General features: G+C 40.6%; 18 protein-coding genes. 8 read left to right on the forward strand and 10 right to left on the reverse strand.

What is annotated here, in order from left to right:
* Positions 1-959 precede the first annotated feature (959 nt).
* Positions 960-1,850, forward strand: a complete 891-nt coding sequence (locus BMY70_RS01035; protein WP_090330948.1) for a hypothetical protein — start codon at positions 960-962, stop codon at positions 1,848-1,850.
* Between the two features lie 124 nt (positions 1,851-1,974).
* Here BMY70_RS01035 and BMY70_RS01040 read toward each other — a convergent pair whose 3' ends face one another.
* From BMY70_RS01040 to BMY70_RS30760, 6 genes are all read right to left on the reverse strand, one after another.
* The gene (locus tag BMY70_RS01040; protein ID WP_090330951.1) at positions 1,975-2,835 is read right to left on the reverse strand and encodes an alpha/beta fold hydrolase; all 861 of its coding nucleotides are present in this window, start codon (positions 2,833-2,835) and stop codon (positions 1,975-1,977) included.
* Between the two features lie 95 nt (positions 2,836-2,930).
* Entirely contained in the window at positions 2,931-3,065 is a 135-nt protein-coding gene (locus BMY70_RS31430; RefSeq protein WP_262485732.1) for a hypothetical protein, read from the reverse strand.
* Between the two features lie 14 nt (positions 3,066-3,079).
* Positions 3,080-3,403 carry a hypothetical protein gene (locus BMY70_RS01045; RefSeq protein WP_090330954.1) on the reverse strand — a complete coding sequence of 108 codons (324 nt, stop codon included), beginning with the start codon at positions 3,401-3,403 and terminating at the stop codon, positions 3,080-3,082.
* A 538-nt stretch (positions 3,404-3,941) separates the two neighbouring features.
* The gene (locus BMY70_RS01050; protein WP_090330957.1) at positions 3,942-4,754 is read right to left on the reverse strand and encodes a helix-turn-helix domain-containing protein; all 813 of its coding nucleotides are present in this window, start codon (positions 4,752-4,754) and stop codon (positions 3,942-3,944) included.
* 14 nt (positions 4,755-4,768) lie between these two features.
* On the reverse strand, positions 4,769-5,656 hold the full coding sequence (locus BMY70_RS01055; protein ID WP_090330959.1) for an SDR family NAD(P)-dependent oxidoreductase: 888 nt from the start codon (positions 5,654-5,656) through the stop codon (positions 4,769-4,771).
* 172 nt (positions 5,657-5,828) lie between these two features.
* The gene (locus BMY70_RS30760; protein WP_177196922.1) at positions 5,829-5,993 is read right to left on the reverse strand and encodes a hypothetical protein; all 165 of its coding nucleotides are present in this window, start codon (positions 5,991-5,993) and stop codon (positions 5,829-5,831) included.
* A 1,017-nt stretch (positions 5,994-7,010) separates the two neighbouring features.
* On the opposite strand from BMY70_RS30760, the gene BMY70_RS01060 reads away from it, so the two are divergent.
* From BMY70_RS01060 to BMY70_RS01070, 3 genes are all read left to right on the forward strand, one after another.
* The gene (locus BMY70_RS01060) at positions 7,011-7,304 is read left to right on the forward strand and encodes a putative quinol monooxygenase (protein WP_090330962.1); all 294 of its coding nucleotides are present in this window, start codon (positions 7,011-7,013) and stop codon (positions 7,302-7,304) included.
* A 99-nt stretch (positions 7,305-7,403) separates the two neighbouring features.
* Positions 7,404-7,916 carry a VOC family protein gene (locus BMY70_RS01065; protein WP_090330965.1) on the forward strand — a complete coding sequence of 171 codons (513 nt, stop codon included), beginning with the start codon at positions 7,404-7,406 and terminating at the stop codon, positions 7,914-7,916.
* Between the two features lie 52 nt (positions 7,917-7,968).
* Positions 7,969-8,163, forward strand: coding sequence for a hypothetical protein (locus BMY70_RS01070; RefSeq protein ID WP_090330968.1), 195 nt, complete (start codon positions 7,969-7,971; stop codon positions 8,161-8,163).
* Between the two features lie 208 nt (positions 8,164-8,371).
* Here BMY70_RS01070 and BMY70_RS01075 read toward each other — a convergent pair whose 3' ends face one another.
* The 3 genes from BMY70_RS01075 to BMY70_RS01085 all read right to left on the reverse strand — a co-directional run bounded on the left by BMY70_RS01075 (position 8,372) and on the right by BMY70_RS01085 (position 10,957).
* Positions 8,372-9,289, reverse strand: a complete 918-nt coding sequence (locus BMY70_RS01075; RefSeq protein ID WP_090330971.1) for a helix-turn-helix domain-containing protein — start codon at positions 9,287-9,289, stop codon at positions 8,372-8,374.
* 61 nt (positions 9,290-9,350) lie between these two features.
* Positions 9,351-10,151, reverse strand: coding sequence for an SDR family oxidoreductase (locus tag BMY70_RS01080; RefSeq protein WP_090330974.1), 801 nt, complete (start codon positions 10,149-10,151; stop codon positions 9,351-9,353).
* 404 nt (positions 10,152-10,555) lie between these two features.
* Positions 10,556-10,957, reverse strand: coding sequence for a VOC family protein (locus BMY70_RS01085; protein ID WP_090332547.1), 402 nt, complete (start codon positions 10,955-10,957; stop codon positions 10,556-10,558).
* A 384-nt stretch (positions 10,958-11,341) separates the two neighbouring features.
* On the opposite strand from BMY70_RS01085, the gene BMY70_RS01090 reads away from it, so the two are divergent.
* From BMY70_RS01090 to BMY70_RS01110, 4 genes are all read left to right on the forward strand, one after another.
* The gene (locus BMY70_RS01090) at positions 11,342-11,776 is read left to right on the forward strand and encodes a RidA family protein (protein ID WP_090330977.1); all 435 of its coding nucleotides are present in this window, start codon (positions 11,342-11,344) and stop codon (positions 11,774-11,776) included.
* A 694-nt stretch (positions 11,777-12,470) separates the two neighbouring features.
* The gene (locus tag BMY70_RS01100) at positions 12,471-13,364 is read left to right on the forward strand and encodes a universal stress protein (protein WP_090330983.1); all 894 of its coding nucleotides are present in this window, start codon (positions 12,471-12,473) and stop codon (positions 13,362-13,364) included.
* 442 nt (positions 13,365-13,806) lie between these two features.
* On the forward strand, positions 13,807-14,805 hold the full coding sequence (locus BMY70_RS01105) for an SDR family NAD(P)-dependent oxidoreductase (RefSeq protein ID WP_090330986.1): 999 nt from the start codon (positions 13,807-13,809) through the stop codon (positions 14,803-14,805).
* 266 nt (positions 14,806-15,071) lie between these two features.
* Positions 15,072-15,890: an AraC family transcriptional regulator gene (locus tag BMY70_RS01110; RefSeq protein ID WP_229209436.1), complete on the forward strand. Its 819-nt coding sequence runs from the start codon at positions 15,072-15,074 to the stop codon at positions 15,888-15,890.
* Positions 15,891-16,412: 522 nt separating this feature from the next.
* Here BMY70_RS01110 and BMY70_RS01115 read toward each other — a convergent pair.
* On the reverse strand, positions 16,413-16,613 hold the full coding sequence (locus tag BMY70_RS01115) for a hypothetical protein (protein ID WP_090330992.1): 201 nt from the start codon (positions 16,611-16,613) through the stop codon (positions 16,413-16,415).
* Positions 16,614-16,887 lie beyond the last annotated feature (274 nt).

Below are 16,887 nucleotides of genomic sequence, written 5' to 3' on the forward strand. Positions count from 1 at the left end.
TTCCGGTGTGTGGGCTTATCGAATATTGCCTGCAATTGTATCTCTACATTAAAATATAATGAAATGCATCCCTGCTTTGTTACTTTGTGTGGGGGCAAGCAAAACGTAATTATACAAATGCAACAAAAATGCAAAAGATTTGCAGGAGATGAAAAGCAGTTTTCTCTCCGTAACTTTTGATGAGCCTACTAATATAGTGCAGCTCGGTACCGAACTGCAATGTGTTCTAGTACAACTTGCTACTATGAAAATTCCTACTGGTAAGTTGATTACAAAATCTCCTATCATCGCAATTTCAGCCAATAAGGGGCTACATTGGTCGTTTTTATAATTGCAGGAAAGGACCTTCAAACGTTGCGTAAAACTTTTCCTACGGTAAATAAAGAGCTAATCATTCCTACAAATGAACAGGCTCGTTTTCAACCAGATTATTGTGACAACACAGTCTTAATTTCTTCTAGAAAACTGGGAAAAGTGCGTTCTGTTTGTACTATTCAAAGAACTTTACCCAAGCGCCTCTCCCCCCCCCCTTATTCTGTGAATAATCAGTTAACATAAAAAACGGTTATCAAGCATAGAGGATTTTACGAAAACCTGATTTTTTTGAACATTAATTCTTAATCTCAAATCTCTAAAAATCACTGTTCTTTTGATAAACTAATCTCCGGAGTTTTGATCGTTGAGCATTCAGTTCTTTGTATGAAAGTCATTTTTCAGACTAGAAACGTTTGCAACTCGAATTATCTGAAGAACTTTTACAAATTGATAAATAAGGCTTCGTTCTGCATTTTATTAATTACCCTGGAATTGTAATTATACAAACTCGAGATTCCACTTCTAGGTTTTGTCATGATATTAAGCTTTGCACTTAGCGGTTGTTTTTCCTAATTTTAAAATAATTTAGATTATAACAGATTTAATATTCCCTTTCCTTTTTATTGCCTCAATCTATCAGCTGTATGCTCTTAAAGTTCCAATATTTAGCATTTATTATTGTTGTTTTTTCCTGTAAACATAGTGAAACCCCAAAACCGCAAAACTCTTCACAGAATTGCCAGGTAACTGAATTTCAGTTGTCTGGAATGAATACTTATGCAGAAACATATGTATATAATGAACAATCTAATTTAAAAGAGATTAGAAGTAGTAACGGTGGTATTATTGAAAGTAACAATGAAGGGCAAATAAAAAGCATAGACTGGCAAAGTAATACACCCGAATTCTTTTATGATATTCAGGGGCGCATAAAAAAAATGGTTGTTCCCAATACAGTACCATCAGGTTTCGGTTATACCTATGCTTTCTACGAATACGATTCAAAGGGGCATTTAAGTCAAAAAACATGGTTTCCCTGGGGATCTGACGAGTTGTCTGCACTGTACAATCCCGATTTTGAAATTTTTGTAGCAGCAGTTGTTTCAAAATATAGCTCATTGACTAATTCTTGGGAACGGGAGAAATTTATGGCGCAAATGGAGTTAACAATTTGTACCAAATATTTAGTTGATGAGAGAAATCTAACAGTCACTGAAATCCGTAGTATGTTAAATCGCTCACTAATTAATCGAGTTGAAGAGGTGTGGACAGTAACTAACTATGACGGAAAAAACAATCCTTATAGATCAGCAGAGTGGCGTCCTATAGCTATGTATTCAGGCGAGCTCTCTCTTAAGAGTGATCTTTTTCCTGAGTTAGGAAATGCCTTAGAAAAAACTAGCAAGTTCACAGATTTTTCATGGAACAACTATAAAAGATCTTATGTATATAATAGCGATGGCTATCCAGAATCCGGGACCTATGCTGATAGCTATTCAAAGATAAATCTGACCTGGAAATATAATTGTAAATAGACTTTCACCCTTCTTTGTGTAAGTGTCCACAAAACGCAGACAATTTAAAATTTGAGAAAGGCCCAATTTTCTAAATAAGTAATCTTGCATGGGCTATCTCAACAAACCACCGTTTATACCAACGTTATTTGGGAGGATTCTTTTCATTCAGAAAGTCGATTGCTATCCGGCATAGCATTTCCCCTTTTTCGTCTGGCATTTCGTGCCCTATGTTAGGGTAAATACATAGTTGTCCATATTGGAGCGCTTCAAAAATCGATAGAGTGTGATCCAGTTTGATCATGTCCCTGTCACCACGTATCAACAAGACAGGTACTTTAATGCTGGTAATTTTATCATTTGGGATTTTTATCTCCCTTTCCCATGTCCTTTGATTGTCTTCCCAAAACTTCATCCATTTTTCAGGTTCGGGATTCATCCGCTGATAATTTTCTAACCAATCTTTATCTTCTTTTACAGCTTCAACGGTATATTGCTTTAACATGTCGCGAGCTTCCTCAGTGAGTCCACTGGCTTTAGAATTCGACGCACCGCTAACCACTTTCTTAATTTTGTCAGGCCTTTTTGCTGCAAGTAGCAATGAAGTATTCCCACCAGTGCTCCAGCCCATCACATAAGCACTGTCCAGGTTAAGTTGATCGATAAGCTGCGAATTGTATTCGGCTAGCAATTCGCCACTTAAACTGTCAGCATGTTCTGATCGTCCATGCCCTGGAGCGTCAGGCGCTATAACCCTGAAATGTTTTGAAAGTTCGGGTATGATGCCAGCCAGGTTTTCTATTGACCCAAGCCCCTGATGCAAGAGTAGCAAAGGGACCCCTTGTCCATACTCCTCATAATAGATTTTCGTGTTGTGTATTGTTGCATACTTTCCATGATTTGATCCATATTTAATCGGTTTTTCTATCTGCTCTTTTGGTTTTTCTACCTGATTGCATGAAGCAACGAGGAAATTAAATACAATAAAATAAAGAAGTCGTTTCATATCAATGTGTCTAATTGACGTTGTTAGTCGCAATGTGTAGATTTCAAGATAGAATACGCATTTTTTATGAAAATTGTTGAGCTACTTGAATAATTTCAAACAGTAGTGAATGCGATGATGGTATTGGTCGGAAAAAATATCGTTACTTCATAACCCTGATTTCCTGATACACCATTCTCAATGGCAAGTCTTCCAAAAACAACCGTTTTCTGGCATCTATAAACGGACATTTCTCATATCAAAGCTATTTAATTAGATAAGATCCATTTTCTGACCTTGAAACGACTTTTCCATTTTGATAAATGTTTGAAATAGTTGCCCAACCGTTACATTTTGCATCATTGATATAAGTTTCCATCTTCATCTTAGCTAAGACTCTGTCGTTTAATTCAAAGGAAAATTCCGGATCTTTGGCCCCATGAGATTCTTCAATTAGTATGTTCGAGAAAAATACATCCCCCATTCTCTGTAAATCATTTACATATTTCTTTTTGTTGTTTTCTTGATAGGACACTTTTATCCGTGCAGCAGTATCCAAATCAGCAGGGTAAGTAAGTGTTCCATCCATGATTTGAATACTGATCTCCGAGGGGGGAGCCTGGCAATCCACATTATTACAACCTGCTAAAAAGCAAGCTGTTAGTATTAGGCACCAAAATAACAAGATACTCGGGGGTGCTGATAGCTTCATAATATTCATGTAAGTTATTTGCTATTAGACACATAATTCACTTGGTTGGTTGCAATCCTTTTGAAGCCGGGAATAAAAATTAATTATCTTATATAAGTGCATCTGCCAATCTAGAACGTTATGTAAAAGGTGACCAAACCTTGTACAAAACCAAGAAATTTCTCAAAACGCCAAAAACCCTCTTGTTCTGTGTTTTGTTGTTTAAAATAAAATGAGTTATCAAGCATAGAGGATTTTATGAACACCTGATTTCTTGGAATATTAATTCTTAATCTCAAATCTCAATAAATCACCGCTTTCTCGTACGCAGACAAACGAAAAATGGGAGAAAGACTCACTTACCCTCACTAGCTGTTCGTGATGCAAAATTTATATACATTGCTGTGGATACAAGAGGAATAGTTTAACCGATATTCTAACTACGAACGTCTTTTGGTGAGTAGCCGAATTGCTTTTTAAAAGCATAGGAGAAGTGGGAAAAACTCTCAAAACCTAGCTCTAAATAAATCGAAGAAGGCTTTTTGTTTTCCTTGGCAATCTGATAATGCGCCTCTGTAAGCCGTTTGTTTTGTAACCAATGCCTGGGTGGCATACCGAATATTTTAGTAAAGTCACGCTTGAAACCTGCCAGACTTCTTCCTGTCAGCTTAGCAAAATTATCGATCGGGACGTTGAATTTAAAGTTTGTCTGCATAAACTTTTCCAGATCAACCTTGTGAGGTTCAGAGAAGTCAAACAGAAAGTAGCGAAGATCGGGTTTTAGCAGCAGAAGCAGTTCGATGGCTTCTTTTACCTTCAATATACTCAACGGATGGTCAAGATTCTTTGCATTTTGTGTATAGGGGATCAATGAATTGAAAAAACCCCTTAAGTAAGCGCTTTCAGGCATAAGAATGTTTGACGGGCCGTGGTACCTTACCGTTGTATCCAACTGTTTTTCCAAAGCATATTCTCGCAAAGTATCTTGTTTTAGTATGAACATCAAAGCCTTATAATATTCATTGTTTTTTGGAGTTTTTGTAGTCTTGACAAACTGGTGCTTTTTTACAAGATATACCTCCCCGATTGTGGCGGTAATGCGGTCGCTGGAGGTCTCAAAGGTCATTTCACCTGAAAGTTGAAGCAATAATACGCTTTCTGCAAGCAGGTTATCGTACTCGGTTTGCTTTGCGGTATCAAGAGAATAGACGATTGAGTCCGAAAATAAGTTATCTGTTGGCTTTTTCATTTTTACTGTTTATTCTATGCGGGCAACCCTACCATATTTGCACTCTCGTTCCATAACAAATCCCTGTTAAAATCGCTTTGTGCCAACTTCGAAGGGTCAGGAAAAGTAAGCTTACCACGTACCAGCGATGCGTAAATTTTGTCGGCGGGTGGAACGACCTTACCTATGGCAAGCTCCGCCAATACTTCTCCCGAACGTTTCGCCGTTCCCATAAAAAATGCTGGTTTGAAAAGGCTGATTAAGTAAAACAATGGGCGGATAGCAGGAATTAATAACTTTAATATTGCAGACTGTTTGCCCATCAATGATGTATCCCCGGTTAGTCCTGGATTGAATGCAATTACATCTAAATTTTTAAGTGCGCCAAACTCCTTTTCGAGGGAAAGGGCGGTAAGCATGTTGCAAAGTTTTGTAGCTGCATATAGTGCCATTCCTTTGGGACTGTGCGCGGTTGGGTGCCTTAACTCGTCAATATTCAACGTTTTCGGTCCAAAAGAAATTACATCCGGATCGTGTGCGTCACTTGTCGTAATAATAATCCGACCTCCTTCTGCAAGATTTGGCTCAAACAATCTAGCTAATAAATAATGAGCAAGGTGGTTTGTCGCAAATGTCAATTCAAACCCTTCTTCACTTCTTGCTTGATTATTAGCCGCTTGAATGCCTGCATTTAGCGCAAGAACATCTATCTTGGTATTGCCCAAACGATGCTTAACAGTGTCAGCAAAAGAACGTACACTTTTCAGTGAAGAAAGGTCAAGCGAAAAAGCTTCTGCTCCCTCAGGCAAAACACGCCCGCTTCCACGTGCACCCACATACACTTTTGTGTCCTTCAATTTTGTAAAATGATTCAATGCTTCTGCACCAATTCCTGCCGTTGCTCCGGTCATTACGATTATCATAATTAGTTTGCGTTTCGTTCAAATGCAAAGCTATGACGATTAAATGTAGTAATATTTGTTGTGTGGCTCAATATAATGTCTCCTAGAGCTCATTTAAAACAACTCCAAAGTATTACTCCAAGCGCCTCTCCTCCTGAAAGCTCCATAGCCGGTGGCCCAAGGCGCCGGGATCTCAGACCAACTTGACGAGCAACATCCAGGGCACGGTTGATTTGAGGTTCAGAGTCAAAAAATCGAAGTTCTCATCAATGGTCAGAGCATCTACCTGGCCAATATTTTTGTTGTTATAGTTAATTTTCAGCATCTTTTTCAAAGACCCTTTTGACAGATTGGGCATGGCGTATAAACAATTGGAAGAAACAAAAGCTCAACCATTGCAAAGCCTTCGCCTTCACAGTTCAGACAGCGTCCATTTGTGACATTGAAAGAAAAACGATCTGCGTCAACCAATTATACTGTCGACCTGAGGAGTGAACATTTGATTAAAAAGCCATCTTGCATATGTAGAAGAGACCGACTTCAGGTAACGACACTATGCTTCGGCATACAGTGTCGCGAAAGCAAGTGATGATTGACCAGAACCCTACACACCGGTAAATACTACCAGTGTACATCTTGGATTTTAAAATCAATATTTTTTAGATTATTCTCTTTGGCTCCCTGTACTTTGACAAAATTGGGAACAGGTGCGATATTAATTCTTTTGACATTGGATGCGGGATAAAATGCACTTGAAAAAATTAATCCCGGAGCTTTGGTCAAAGTTTTTCCGGAGTTCGTGTCAAGTATATCTCGCTAATTTATTTGATGCCAGTGCAATCGGATCTCGAAGTAATTAAGGTTGGCGATTCACTCAATCATACGAAGGTGCTAAAAAGCAAGGATGGGACATCGGAAATAGAATAATTTAAAGGACTATGTCGATATCTTTAAGAAACTCTTGTGAAATTAAATGCAGTTTCTACCTGATTCATGTTTCGGATTGGGTCATTTTGGACGGCGACATCAAAACCGATCCATCTCAACGAATCTCAAAGGAGGATTTGTCCGCCGGTATATATATCTTCCCGATTTAGGCTTTGAAAATAAAATCATAGCCAGGCGGTTTCAAAATAAAATAGATGCACAATTCTGCTGACAGCAGGCCAGGAATCTATCAAGTTCAGGGTTTTAAGATGTTACAAAACCCGGTCACATAAAACCCCATCTGAGACTAAGGCAGAACTACCGTACCGGATATTTTTGCTTATGAACCAATACAAGCAGTATAATCCCGAAAATTAACGCTTAACTTAAATACCATTCCATCACAAGGATGTAATAAATTCATTTCATTTAAATTAATCAAACAGTTATGGTAAAATTGGCAATTCTGGCAAGGCTCGAAGCTAAGCCAGGTAAAGAGCAAGACGTCGCGGACTTTCTCAAAGGTGCCTTACCTTTGGCGATGGAGGAAGCAGGTACCATCAACTGGTTTGCCCTGCAAATAGGCCCTTCCACATTCGGAATTTTCGATACGTTCGAAACTCAGGAAGGCAGAGCGGCACATTTAGGAGGCGAGATTGCCAAAGCATTGATGGCAAATGCGCCGGACCTGCTTGCAGCTGATCCGGTCCTTGAAATGGTCGAATTACTGGCAGTCAAGTAAAACATTGAGTACTACCCTTCATAATAATTGTGTTTAGGCTCTTCATAGAAGATCTAGATGCGGCAGTGATCCTATTTTTAAAATAAATAATTTATAAGCATGTCCACTCTCAAGAATCTGTTAATCCTTGCTACATTCCTCTTTGGCGGTTTCGTTCACGCACAATCCAATTTCACAAGTAAATCCATCGGAGTCGGCGTCGTGGTAGCAGACATGCAACGCTCGTTGGATTTCTATATAAAAGGGATCGGCATGGTCAAAACCGGTAATTTCACAATAAATGCAGAATTTGGTAAGCGAGGCGGTTTAACAGGTGGTGAAGCTGTCGATGTAAACATTCTTAAACTCGAGAACAGCCCCGAAAGCACCGATTGGAAACTGATGAGTTTTGGCAAAAAGGCAGGTCATTCAAAGCCAAAATTTATTCAGGACGATACTGGCATGCAGTATATCACCATTCAGGTCAAATCCTTACAGCCCGTCATCGACAGGCTAAAGGAGCAAAACGTGACTTTCCTGGGCAACACACCAACGCCTCTGACAAAAGATTCACACTTCGTACTGGTCCAGGATCCGGATGGAACTTTTGTGGAACTGATCGGGCCAATGTAATAGAGAAGTTTTTTCGCCCTTAAACTACGCAAGGATTAAGCCTGAAACCGTCATGTTCGAATATGAAGAGCATGGCGAAAACAGGTGCAATATGGAGGAACACAAATATGATTTCATTAATGTGTTTTTCCAACAGGCTTCAAGACTGGCCAAAATTGGAAGTTGGGAAATTGATGCAGTAAATGACAAACTTTATTGCACGTTATACAAAATGACGCTTTCCGCTCCGGCAGCAACCTCTATATAGAATAGGTGCGAAAGAGTAGACCAATACATCAAGCCAAGGGTATTCCGAACGTGTCAATTGTTTTTAACAAACTAACAATCAAGCTGAGAGCCGCAACTCAAAAACTGGACGATCCCAAAAGCAGCAACGGAGGTACTGCATAAGTTTTACCTCACCTATCGCGATGAGTTGTTACAGTTGTCACTAACAAATTTATAGCCTGCTTTTCTTAATTAAAGCTTGTTCTGAATTCCAGGGGGGAATAATTTGTTTTTGATTTGAATAGCTTACTAAAAGACTGCGGATGCTCAAAACCGAGCTGGTAGGCGATTTCCCCGATCGTTAGATCGCTGAATGTCAACACTTCCTTTGCCTTTTCGATAAGCTTATTGTGAATGTGCTGCTGCGTATTCTGGCCGGTCAGTGCGCGGAGCATGTCGCCCAGGTAGCGGGGCGAAACGTGTAGTTCGCCCGAAAGGTACTGGACGCTCGGAAGCCCGTTCTGCAGGGCGGTTTCGTCGTCGAAATAATTGTTCAGCAATTGGTCCAGCTTTTCCAGCAGTGCATTATTGATCGGGTTGCGGGTGATAAACTGGCGTTTGTAAAACCGCTGACTGTAATTCAGCATCAGCTCCAATTGCGAAATCAGCACGTCCTGGCTCAGCTCGTCGATCGCTGTTTCGAGCTCGTCGCCAATGTTTCTGGCAATGCCCTCGATGATCAACTTTTCTTTGTCCGACAAATGCAGCGACTCGGTTACCGAGTAAGAGAAAAAGCCATACTGTTTGATTTTGGCATCCAATGGATAGTTTCGCAGAAAATCAGGGTGGACCAGCAAGGTAAATCCCCGAGTCGACTCAGCCACCTGAACACCCGTTAGCGGCTGGCCCGGCGAGGAAAAAAACAATCCCCCTACCTGAAAATCGTAGGTTGTTTGCCCATACTTCATCCTGCAGCCCGCCGATTCGTTGTAGGTGATGTTATAAAAATCCATGGCAAAAGTATCGGCCAGCATTTCAGCAGTGATCTGCACCTTATCGAGATCAAGCAAGCTGATCAAAGGGTGCAATGGTTGCGGCAGGCCAAATGCATGCTGCATTTCGGTAATAGAGTGGTACACGCGCGGTTTAAGATGTTCCCTTTTCATAATCACATAATGGTCTGCCGGCGCAAATCGTTCCAGCCTGCGCCGGCAGACCGTTTGATTTTTAAACAGCGGCTAATAATTGTTTGATCCCGTCGCGAAAAGCTTCGTCGCCCTTAGCCAGGCGCAGCGCATACCATTCTTTGGCATCGTCACCACAGACGTATCTTAATGTGTTGGTACCATCGGTAGCAGCGCCGTAAACCACTTCGGCAATTTGCTGGGAAGTCGTCGCGGCTTTGTCAGGTGCCAGCATCGCCGTGAATTTGCTGGTCAATGCTTCATAAGCCGGATGCGTGGCAAACACCGACTTCGCACCAATTTCCGTGGCCACCAATCCGGGTTCAATGGTCTTAATACCAATTCCAAACTCATTCAGCTCATAAGACAAGCTTTCTGCCCAGCCTTCGAGTGCAAATTTACTGGCATCGTACATCGAGCTTACCGGGAAAGCCATTAGCCCTGCCGACGAGCCGGTGGTGATAAAAAGCCCGGCTTTTCGCTTACGGAAATACGGAATGAAGGCCTGCGTCACCCGCACGACACCGAAAAAATTTGTTTCCATTTGCTGTACCAGCTGCTCGTCGGTCATCGCTTCCAATGCACCGAACAGTCCATAACCGGCATTGTTAAATACCACATCAATATCACCCAAAGCCAGCGCCTGCTGTGTGGTGTCGCGGATCTGCGAAAGGTTGGTCACGTCCAGGGGCAGCACGGTTACATTATCCAGCGCATTAAGTTCTGTTTCATTTTCAGGCTTGCGCATGGTCGCGATCACCTTCCAGCCTTTGGCCGCAAACAATTTGGCCGTAGCCCTTCCGATACCTGTTGAAGCACCGGTAATAAAAATCGTCTTTGTCATTTGTCTTACTTATTATTTTCTGGAGACAAATTTATGCTGCGCGCGGCCGGCTCTTGTAGCGAATATGGAGATTATTGTAGCCAAAATGGTAGCGGTATACTTTAAGTCTAGCTAGCCAGTGCCAGCTCTTTTTGCATATCTTCACCAATGCCATCCTAAGCGGCTCAGGCTGAAATCAAGTTATCAATCATGGCCTAAAGTATTCAAAGAATATTCAAAAAAACTCGTTCGTCAGACATTCTTAAAATGACCAACTTCTGTAGTAAATCTCAGAAAAACCACCGATTGTGGAGCACTTTTAACTCAGTCTATTAACACGTATCTGTTACCTGCAGCTGTCTTGCTTGATAACCAACAGATAAACTCATTTCAGTTCACCTGTTGGTTCAATAATTCTTTTTGTATTAACTAGCTCTATTTTTAGCTTCCACAGTTACTGGCGTAAAAAAATTCACAAGATTTCCATCCGGGTCACGGAACAACATTGAGCGATTTCCCCAAGGCATTGTAGTTGGAGTTTGAATGAGATCATTTCCCAGGTGCTCTCTTAGCTTACCAAATTCTGCATCAACATCTTCTACCCGAAACTCAAGTATTATCGAGCGATTCGTTTTTGGAGCAGCCAAATGAGCTCCTCCAAAAAGTTGTAAAGTCCGGGTACTTCCGAGCGCTAATACAATCGATGGGGTGCGTAATTCTGCAAAATCCTCGGTATACTGCGTAATCGGCAAACCTGTAATTTTTTCATAAAACTGAATTAGAGTACTAATGTCTGATGTGATAATCCGAATGGAGGCGAAGTTCATATAATTCATATTGTTTGTAATCTCCCAAAAATAGCCTCCGGTATTGACAACAGTATGTCAGTAGAGATGAAGCATTTTAAAATTCTATGTACATTTGGTTAACGAATAAAACTTGGTGGACCATCCAGTTAATCCGCAGTCAAAAGTATCTCATAGGTGATTATTTGTCAGAGAAACCTGATTTTCTGAAATAGTAATTCTCTAATCAACCACAGTTTTCGCGTACATTGATTTTTAGTTATTAACCTGTAAATTCTAATTTTTCTTAGGAAGCAGTATTGGGAGGGTGAGCAATGAAAATAGCTCCCTGAAAAAAGTCCCTTCCTGTCGATCATAAAATCAGCAACGCTTTACACTCTGTACATCAAAACAAAAAAGTTAAAAATGAAAATTATTCTATCCCTACTTTTTGCTTGTATAACTTTTACATGTCATGCACAAAATAATTTTATTAAAAAGGAAAAATGGCATTGGAACAATGCTTCGAAACAAGATACAAGCGCTGGATATGTCCAGGTTATTAAAGTAGACAACATTTTGTACATTTCCGGTGCGGTGAGCAAAGAAGTGACACCAGAAGGAATACGACAAGTTTATCAAGCCTTGGAAAAATCGCTAAAAAGCTTTGGAGCGACTTTTCAAAATGTTGTAAAGGAAAATTTATATACGACGGACATTGAAACAATGAAAAAATACAACTCAGTTAGGAAGGTGTTTTATAATGGAGATTTCCCAGCGGCGACTTGGGTTCAAATATCAAGACTTTACATGAGTGAATCAAAACTGGAAGTAGAGTTAACTGCACATTTGCCAAAATAAAACCTCTGTTCCGATGATAGATCACTGAAAACTTTGAAATCATCTTCTTCATTTCTCTCGCTAGTTCTCAATCAACCGTGTGGGCTCATGATCCTATTCTACGCAAACGGTTCACATGCCGACCGATTTGCGCGAGACGGCTATAAATTGTCAGAAAATATACCGACCAATTTTTAAAAGCAAACAAAGCGATTTTTTATCAAACCAAAGCCTCCTAGCGGCTGGATTCCAGAAGATAATTTTCAAGCCATCTGTAATTTTCAAGTATTGTCTGCTGCTTAGTTTCTCAGGCGGAAATTTCGAAAGCATTGATCATCCGATACCGTGGCAAATTGAGCATTAACAGATATTTGTCCGGTATTCTTATATAATTATTTGCCTGGTATTTAGACTCGTCGTTTCAAACCCAAACGGCTTAACCTGAATTTCTGAAATGAGCAAATCATAGACTCCGCATTCAATATTGACTTCCCTTTGACGGCCCAGAGCATAATTCACCAAATAAAATAGGCGTCACAATGCCTGGCAGAATCTAACAGGGGCGACCCGATAGCAAAGAGCTCGCAATATGAGTGGGGTCATAATTCTTTATGATCCTGCTCATCGCAAACGTCTTCAGCTTTTGCGAGGTTTGCGTAACAAACCTAGCTAGTAAATTCGTCTATGTCGGGTTTCTCGATTAAAAATTCAGCCGATGCAAAAGATTCTAGTTCCTTTTGATTTTTCACCAGCTTCAAAAAGAGCCTACAAATTTTCACTCGAAATAGCATCAGCGGTTGGTGCAGAAGTATCCGTTCTGCATATCAAAAAGCCCATTTCGCTTTATTTAAAAATACTGAATCGATATCTGGATTTTGCAAACGATATATCAGCCAGGATGCAAGCTTCGCTGGCCCCACAAAACAGATTTGAGAATTTCAGTAAGCATATCGAAAAGAAAAATGTCCCGGTAAGTTTTCTTACAAAATTTGGCAAGCTGGACAAAGCCCTGCCTATGGAAGTGATCGTGCAGAATGCAGATCTTGTGGTAATGGGCACACGCGGTGCTAATGGATTAAAAGAACTTCTGCTGGGTTCCAACACTGAGAAAATCGTCAGGACTGCGCCGGTACCCGTATTGGTGGTTCATGAATACACAGCCCTAAGCAAAATAAAACACATCGTGTTTCCAACGAATCTTGAGTTGATTAATAAAAACCTGCTGGAAAAATTAAAAGAGCTGCAGCTTATTTTTAATGCTAAACTACATATACTTTATGTAAAAACACCTGCGGAGCCGGAAAGTGAGAAGCAGATCAGAAAGCGGCTCCTGGCTTTCGTGGATATTTACGAAATAGAAAATTTCACAATCCATATCCGGTCGGCAGTTGGCGAGACAAACGCAATTCTGAGCTTTAGTTCCGGGCTTGATGATTCGATGATCGCGATGGGTACCCGGGCACTCACGGGCCTTAACCATCTAATATTGGGCAGCATTACAGAAGATGTAGCCAACCATGCCGCAAATAATGTATGGACTTATGCGCTCCACGGCCAAACTGAGACACTTCCAGCTTTACATGCAAACCGATCCAACAATAGCCCCTGAATTTAAAAGGACTATTCTGACTATGCAGCCGTTCGGAAAGAGTCTTGTGTGACGAATTAATTTTTAAAACCGCGGAAAAGGTTGTCAGAAAGAAATCAAGATAATAATTCAGCATGAGGATCTCAGATTAAATCTTTAAATGGGCCATTGTATCTATTGATAGCCGAAATCTAATCCGGGAGGCTCATTTCAACTTTTCAGAATGTAAGGCTTGCTCTTTGTTCACATATTAAGGATTACAGAAAGACCTGCACAGCTGAACAGTTTTACGAGCAGACAGGGTGACGAAAAATTTTAACGATCATAAATTAATCCTGGGCTATCGAAGATGCGATGCTCTTCCTATGACCTTTTAAACAAAGCATCTTGGACTTTTAAGCAAAACCGCTGAAAATGAAACCGCCTAATTTTGTCCTATCAGAATTAAACAACATTCAAAATCATGGAACAAAATAATTATGGGGGAGCCTTGCAGCATCCGGTAGGCTCAGGATTTAATGCAACATCTACTGCGACGGATGTTATCAGAGGCATCGATCTTCATGGACGAACAGCTATTGTAACCGGTGGAAGTACTGGAATTGGATTGGAGACAACCAAAGTATTTGCAGCGGCAGGGGCAACGGTCATCGTACCTGCACGAGATATTTCAAAAGCTAAAGAAAATCTAAAATCCATTCCCAATGTAGAGCTGGAGAATATTGATTTGATGAACCCTGGTTCAATCGATGCCTTTGCCAGAAAATTTCTCGCATCAGGAAGAGCCTTGGATCTGCTTGTAAATAACGCAGGTATTATGTGGGTGCCACTTAGACGTGACGCCCGAGGCATCGAATCGCAATTAGCAACCAATTATCTGGCGCAGTTCCAATTGACAGCCAGACTTTGGCCCTCACTAAAAAAATCCAATGCAGCCAGGGTCATCAATGTTTCCTCCCAAGGACATCAATTTGCCAATTTCGATTTTGATGATCCCAATTTTTTGAATCGTCCCTACGAAACCCTCCAAGCCTACGGCCAATCGAAGACTGCCTGCAATTTATTTACCCTGGAATTTGACAAGCGGGCAAGCCCATTCAATGTGCGCGCCTTCAGCCTACATCCCGGATCGATTGGCGGAACAGAACTTGCAAGGGAAGCACCTATGGAATTGTTTAAAAAGATGGGTTTTTGTGATGCGGAAGGTAAACTGTTTCCTCACGTTGCAGCTTCGCTTAAAACGATACCTCAGGGAAGTGCCACAACAGTTTGGTGCGCTACTAGCCCTTTACTTTCCAAACTAGGCGGCGTATACTGTGAAGATTGTGAAATTGCTGAGCTGGAAGCATCAGATTCACAAACTTCAAAAGGAGTAAAAAATTACTGCCTACAGAAGGACAACGCCGATAAGTTGTGGACAGTAAGCGAGCAGATGACTGCGCTGTCATTTAACCCCGACTGATCAAATTGTGTTTGCAGCAAAATAAGCACGACTAATAAGTCGTCCATTATAAGCTCAAAAGGGCATGTTTACCCTTCGCCGGTCATGTCAACATTATTAATTAAACGAAAACAGCTCGCTCGGAGACCAGCCATTGAAGCTGGTTTGTTGAGAAGAACTTTTATATCTTAGTAATGCGGCTCTAAGCAGATATCTGTAAAAGTTCTTATTTTTTTCTGCTTATTAAGGCAGATTGTTACACATCGAAATTTCTTCAAATTTTCAAAATGAGCATGGAATATCAGGCAAATTATATCAGTGAGGAGATCAAACTTTCTTCTTACGAAGACAAGTTTTTCAGGTCTGATATTATCTTCGAGCATCATATGCTTATCTGGTTTATATCTGGTGAGACCAAAATTATACAAGCGGAAGGGGCATACTATTTCAAGCAAGGGGATATATTTTTGATTCCACGAAACCGGTTGGCAACCATTCTAAATTATCCCAAAGGCGGACAGCCGCACAAAACAGTGGTGATGCACCTATCTACAAGCAGATTAAGGCACTTTTATGCTGACGTAGATGTCAAACCCAGAGCGTTGAAATCACAACAAATATATTTCTTCAACAACCATCCTCTGCTGGAAAGTTGCCTCGCTTCGCTGATCCCCTACTTCAACATGAAAGAGCTTCCGGAAAATATCGCAGCACTGAAAATTACGGAGGCTATCACAATTCTTCGCACGATTGATAAAAAAATAGATGACGTACTGGCGAACTTTGAAGAACCCGGAAAGATCGATTTGGTGAGCTACATGGAAAAGAACTTTATGTTCAATTTGCCTTTGGAAAAGTTTGGATATCTGACTGGCAGGAGCCTGAGCACATTCAAGCGTGATTTTAGAAAAGCTTTCAACAACACGCCGCAGCGCTGGCTTACCCAAAAGAGGCTTGAACTGGCACATTATCAATTCGTGGAAAAGAAAAAGAAGCCCATTGACGTCTGCTATGAAACCGGTTTTGAAAATCTGTCACATTTCTCTCATAGCTTCAAAAAACAATATGGTTATGCCCCAACTGAATTATTGAATAAAACTAAATGACAGTGCAAAAGCTTAAATAGCTCGGAAATGATTCGTTGATATTGTAAGAGATAAAGTTAATCAGCGAGCAGTGAGCTTATCGGATGCAAGAGATCACACGCAGCCACCGCTTTCCCGTTAGTATTTACTTTCTAAAAACATTCCTTGCAGACAGATGAAAAGCAATCAGCGACGTTACAGCTCAGCAAGGAGTACTCCCGGTGAGGACAACAAGCATTTAAATTAGAGTTAAACCTGGTAAAGAAAATTCTTTACTTTGCTTTACCAGATTGTAGCCATTGAAGGCTGGGTTTATTCTAATAGGATACATTAAATATCTGCCAGACATCGATACGGATTTAAGTAGAGATGTTACAATTTTACTTGCTTATATGTAAACGGATTGAGAAAGATCTATAACATTTACAACCATTGTCTTGTTAATATATAGATTGTTGGCCTTGGCCCAAAAGTGCAAAGAGGATACGAAAATGAAATCCACTGTTGCCTGTCTTAGAACCCAATCCTGCGGCATATTTTTAATTAGCTATCAGCTGACAATCTGGTATCTTCTTTTTTACCCGCATCCTCTTCAGGTGAAGTCTTTTTAGCATTCTCCGCCGGATCGTTCGGAAGCGCTCCTGTTTCTTCGCTGCCGGCTTTGCCGTAAGTGTTATTCTGATCTTTTCTATCCGCTTTATCTGTATTCTTCGCTTCCCGACTGTTATCCTGTTGATTTTGCATGATTTTCTTATTTAAGTGATTTGATATTAGCCTTTTAAAATCTCATGCCAGAGATTGTATATTATCGTATATTTAGACGCAGTGCCCCGATCTGTCTACCGGGTTCTGATTTTAGCACAGTGTAATTTTGGAATATGGGTGGAATAAATAGAATTCGTTATGATATGCAAAAATTTTCAGGCATGCATTTATATTTTCAAGGGATCATAACTATGCGCCATATCAGACAAGCTTTACATCTAAAACGCGTTTTCTAATAACTTTTTATGCGGCG

This window comes from Dyadobacter koreensis (assembly GCF_900108855.1).
Classification (GTDB): Bacteria; Bacteroidota; Bacteroidia; order Cytophagales; family Spirosomataceae; genus Dyadobacter; species Dyadobacter koreensis.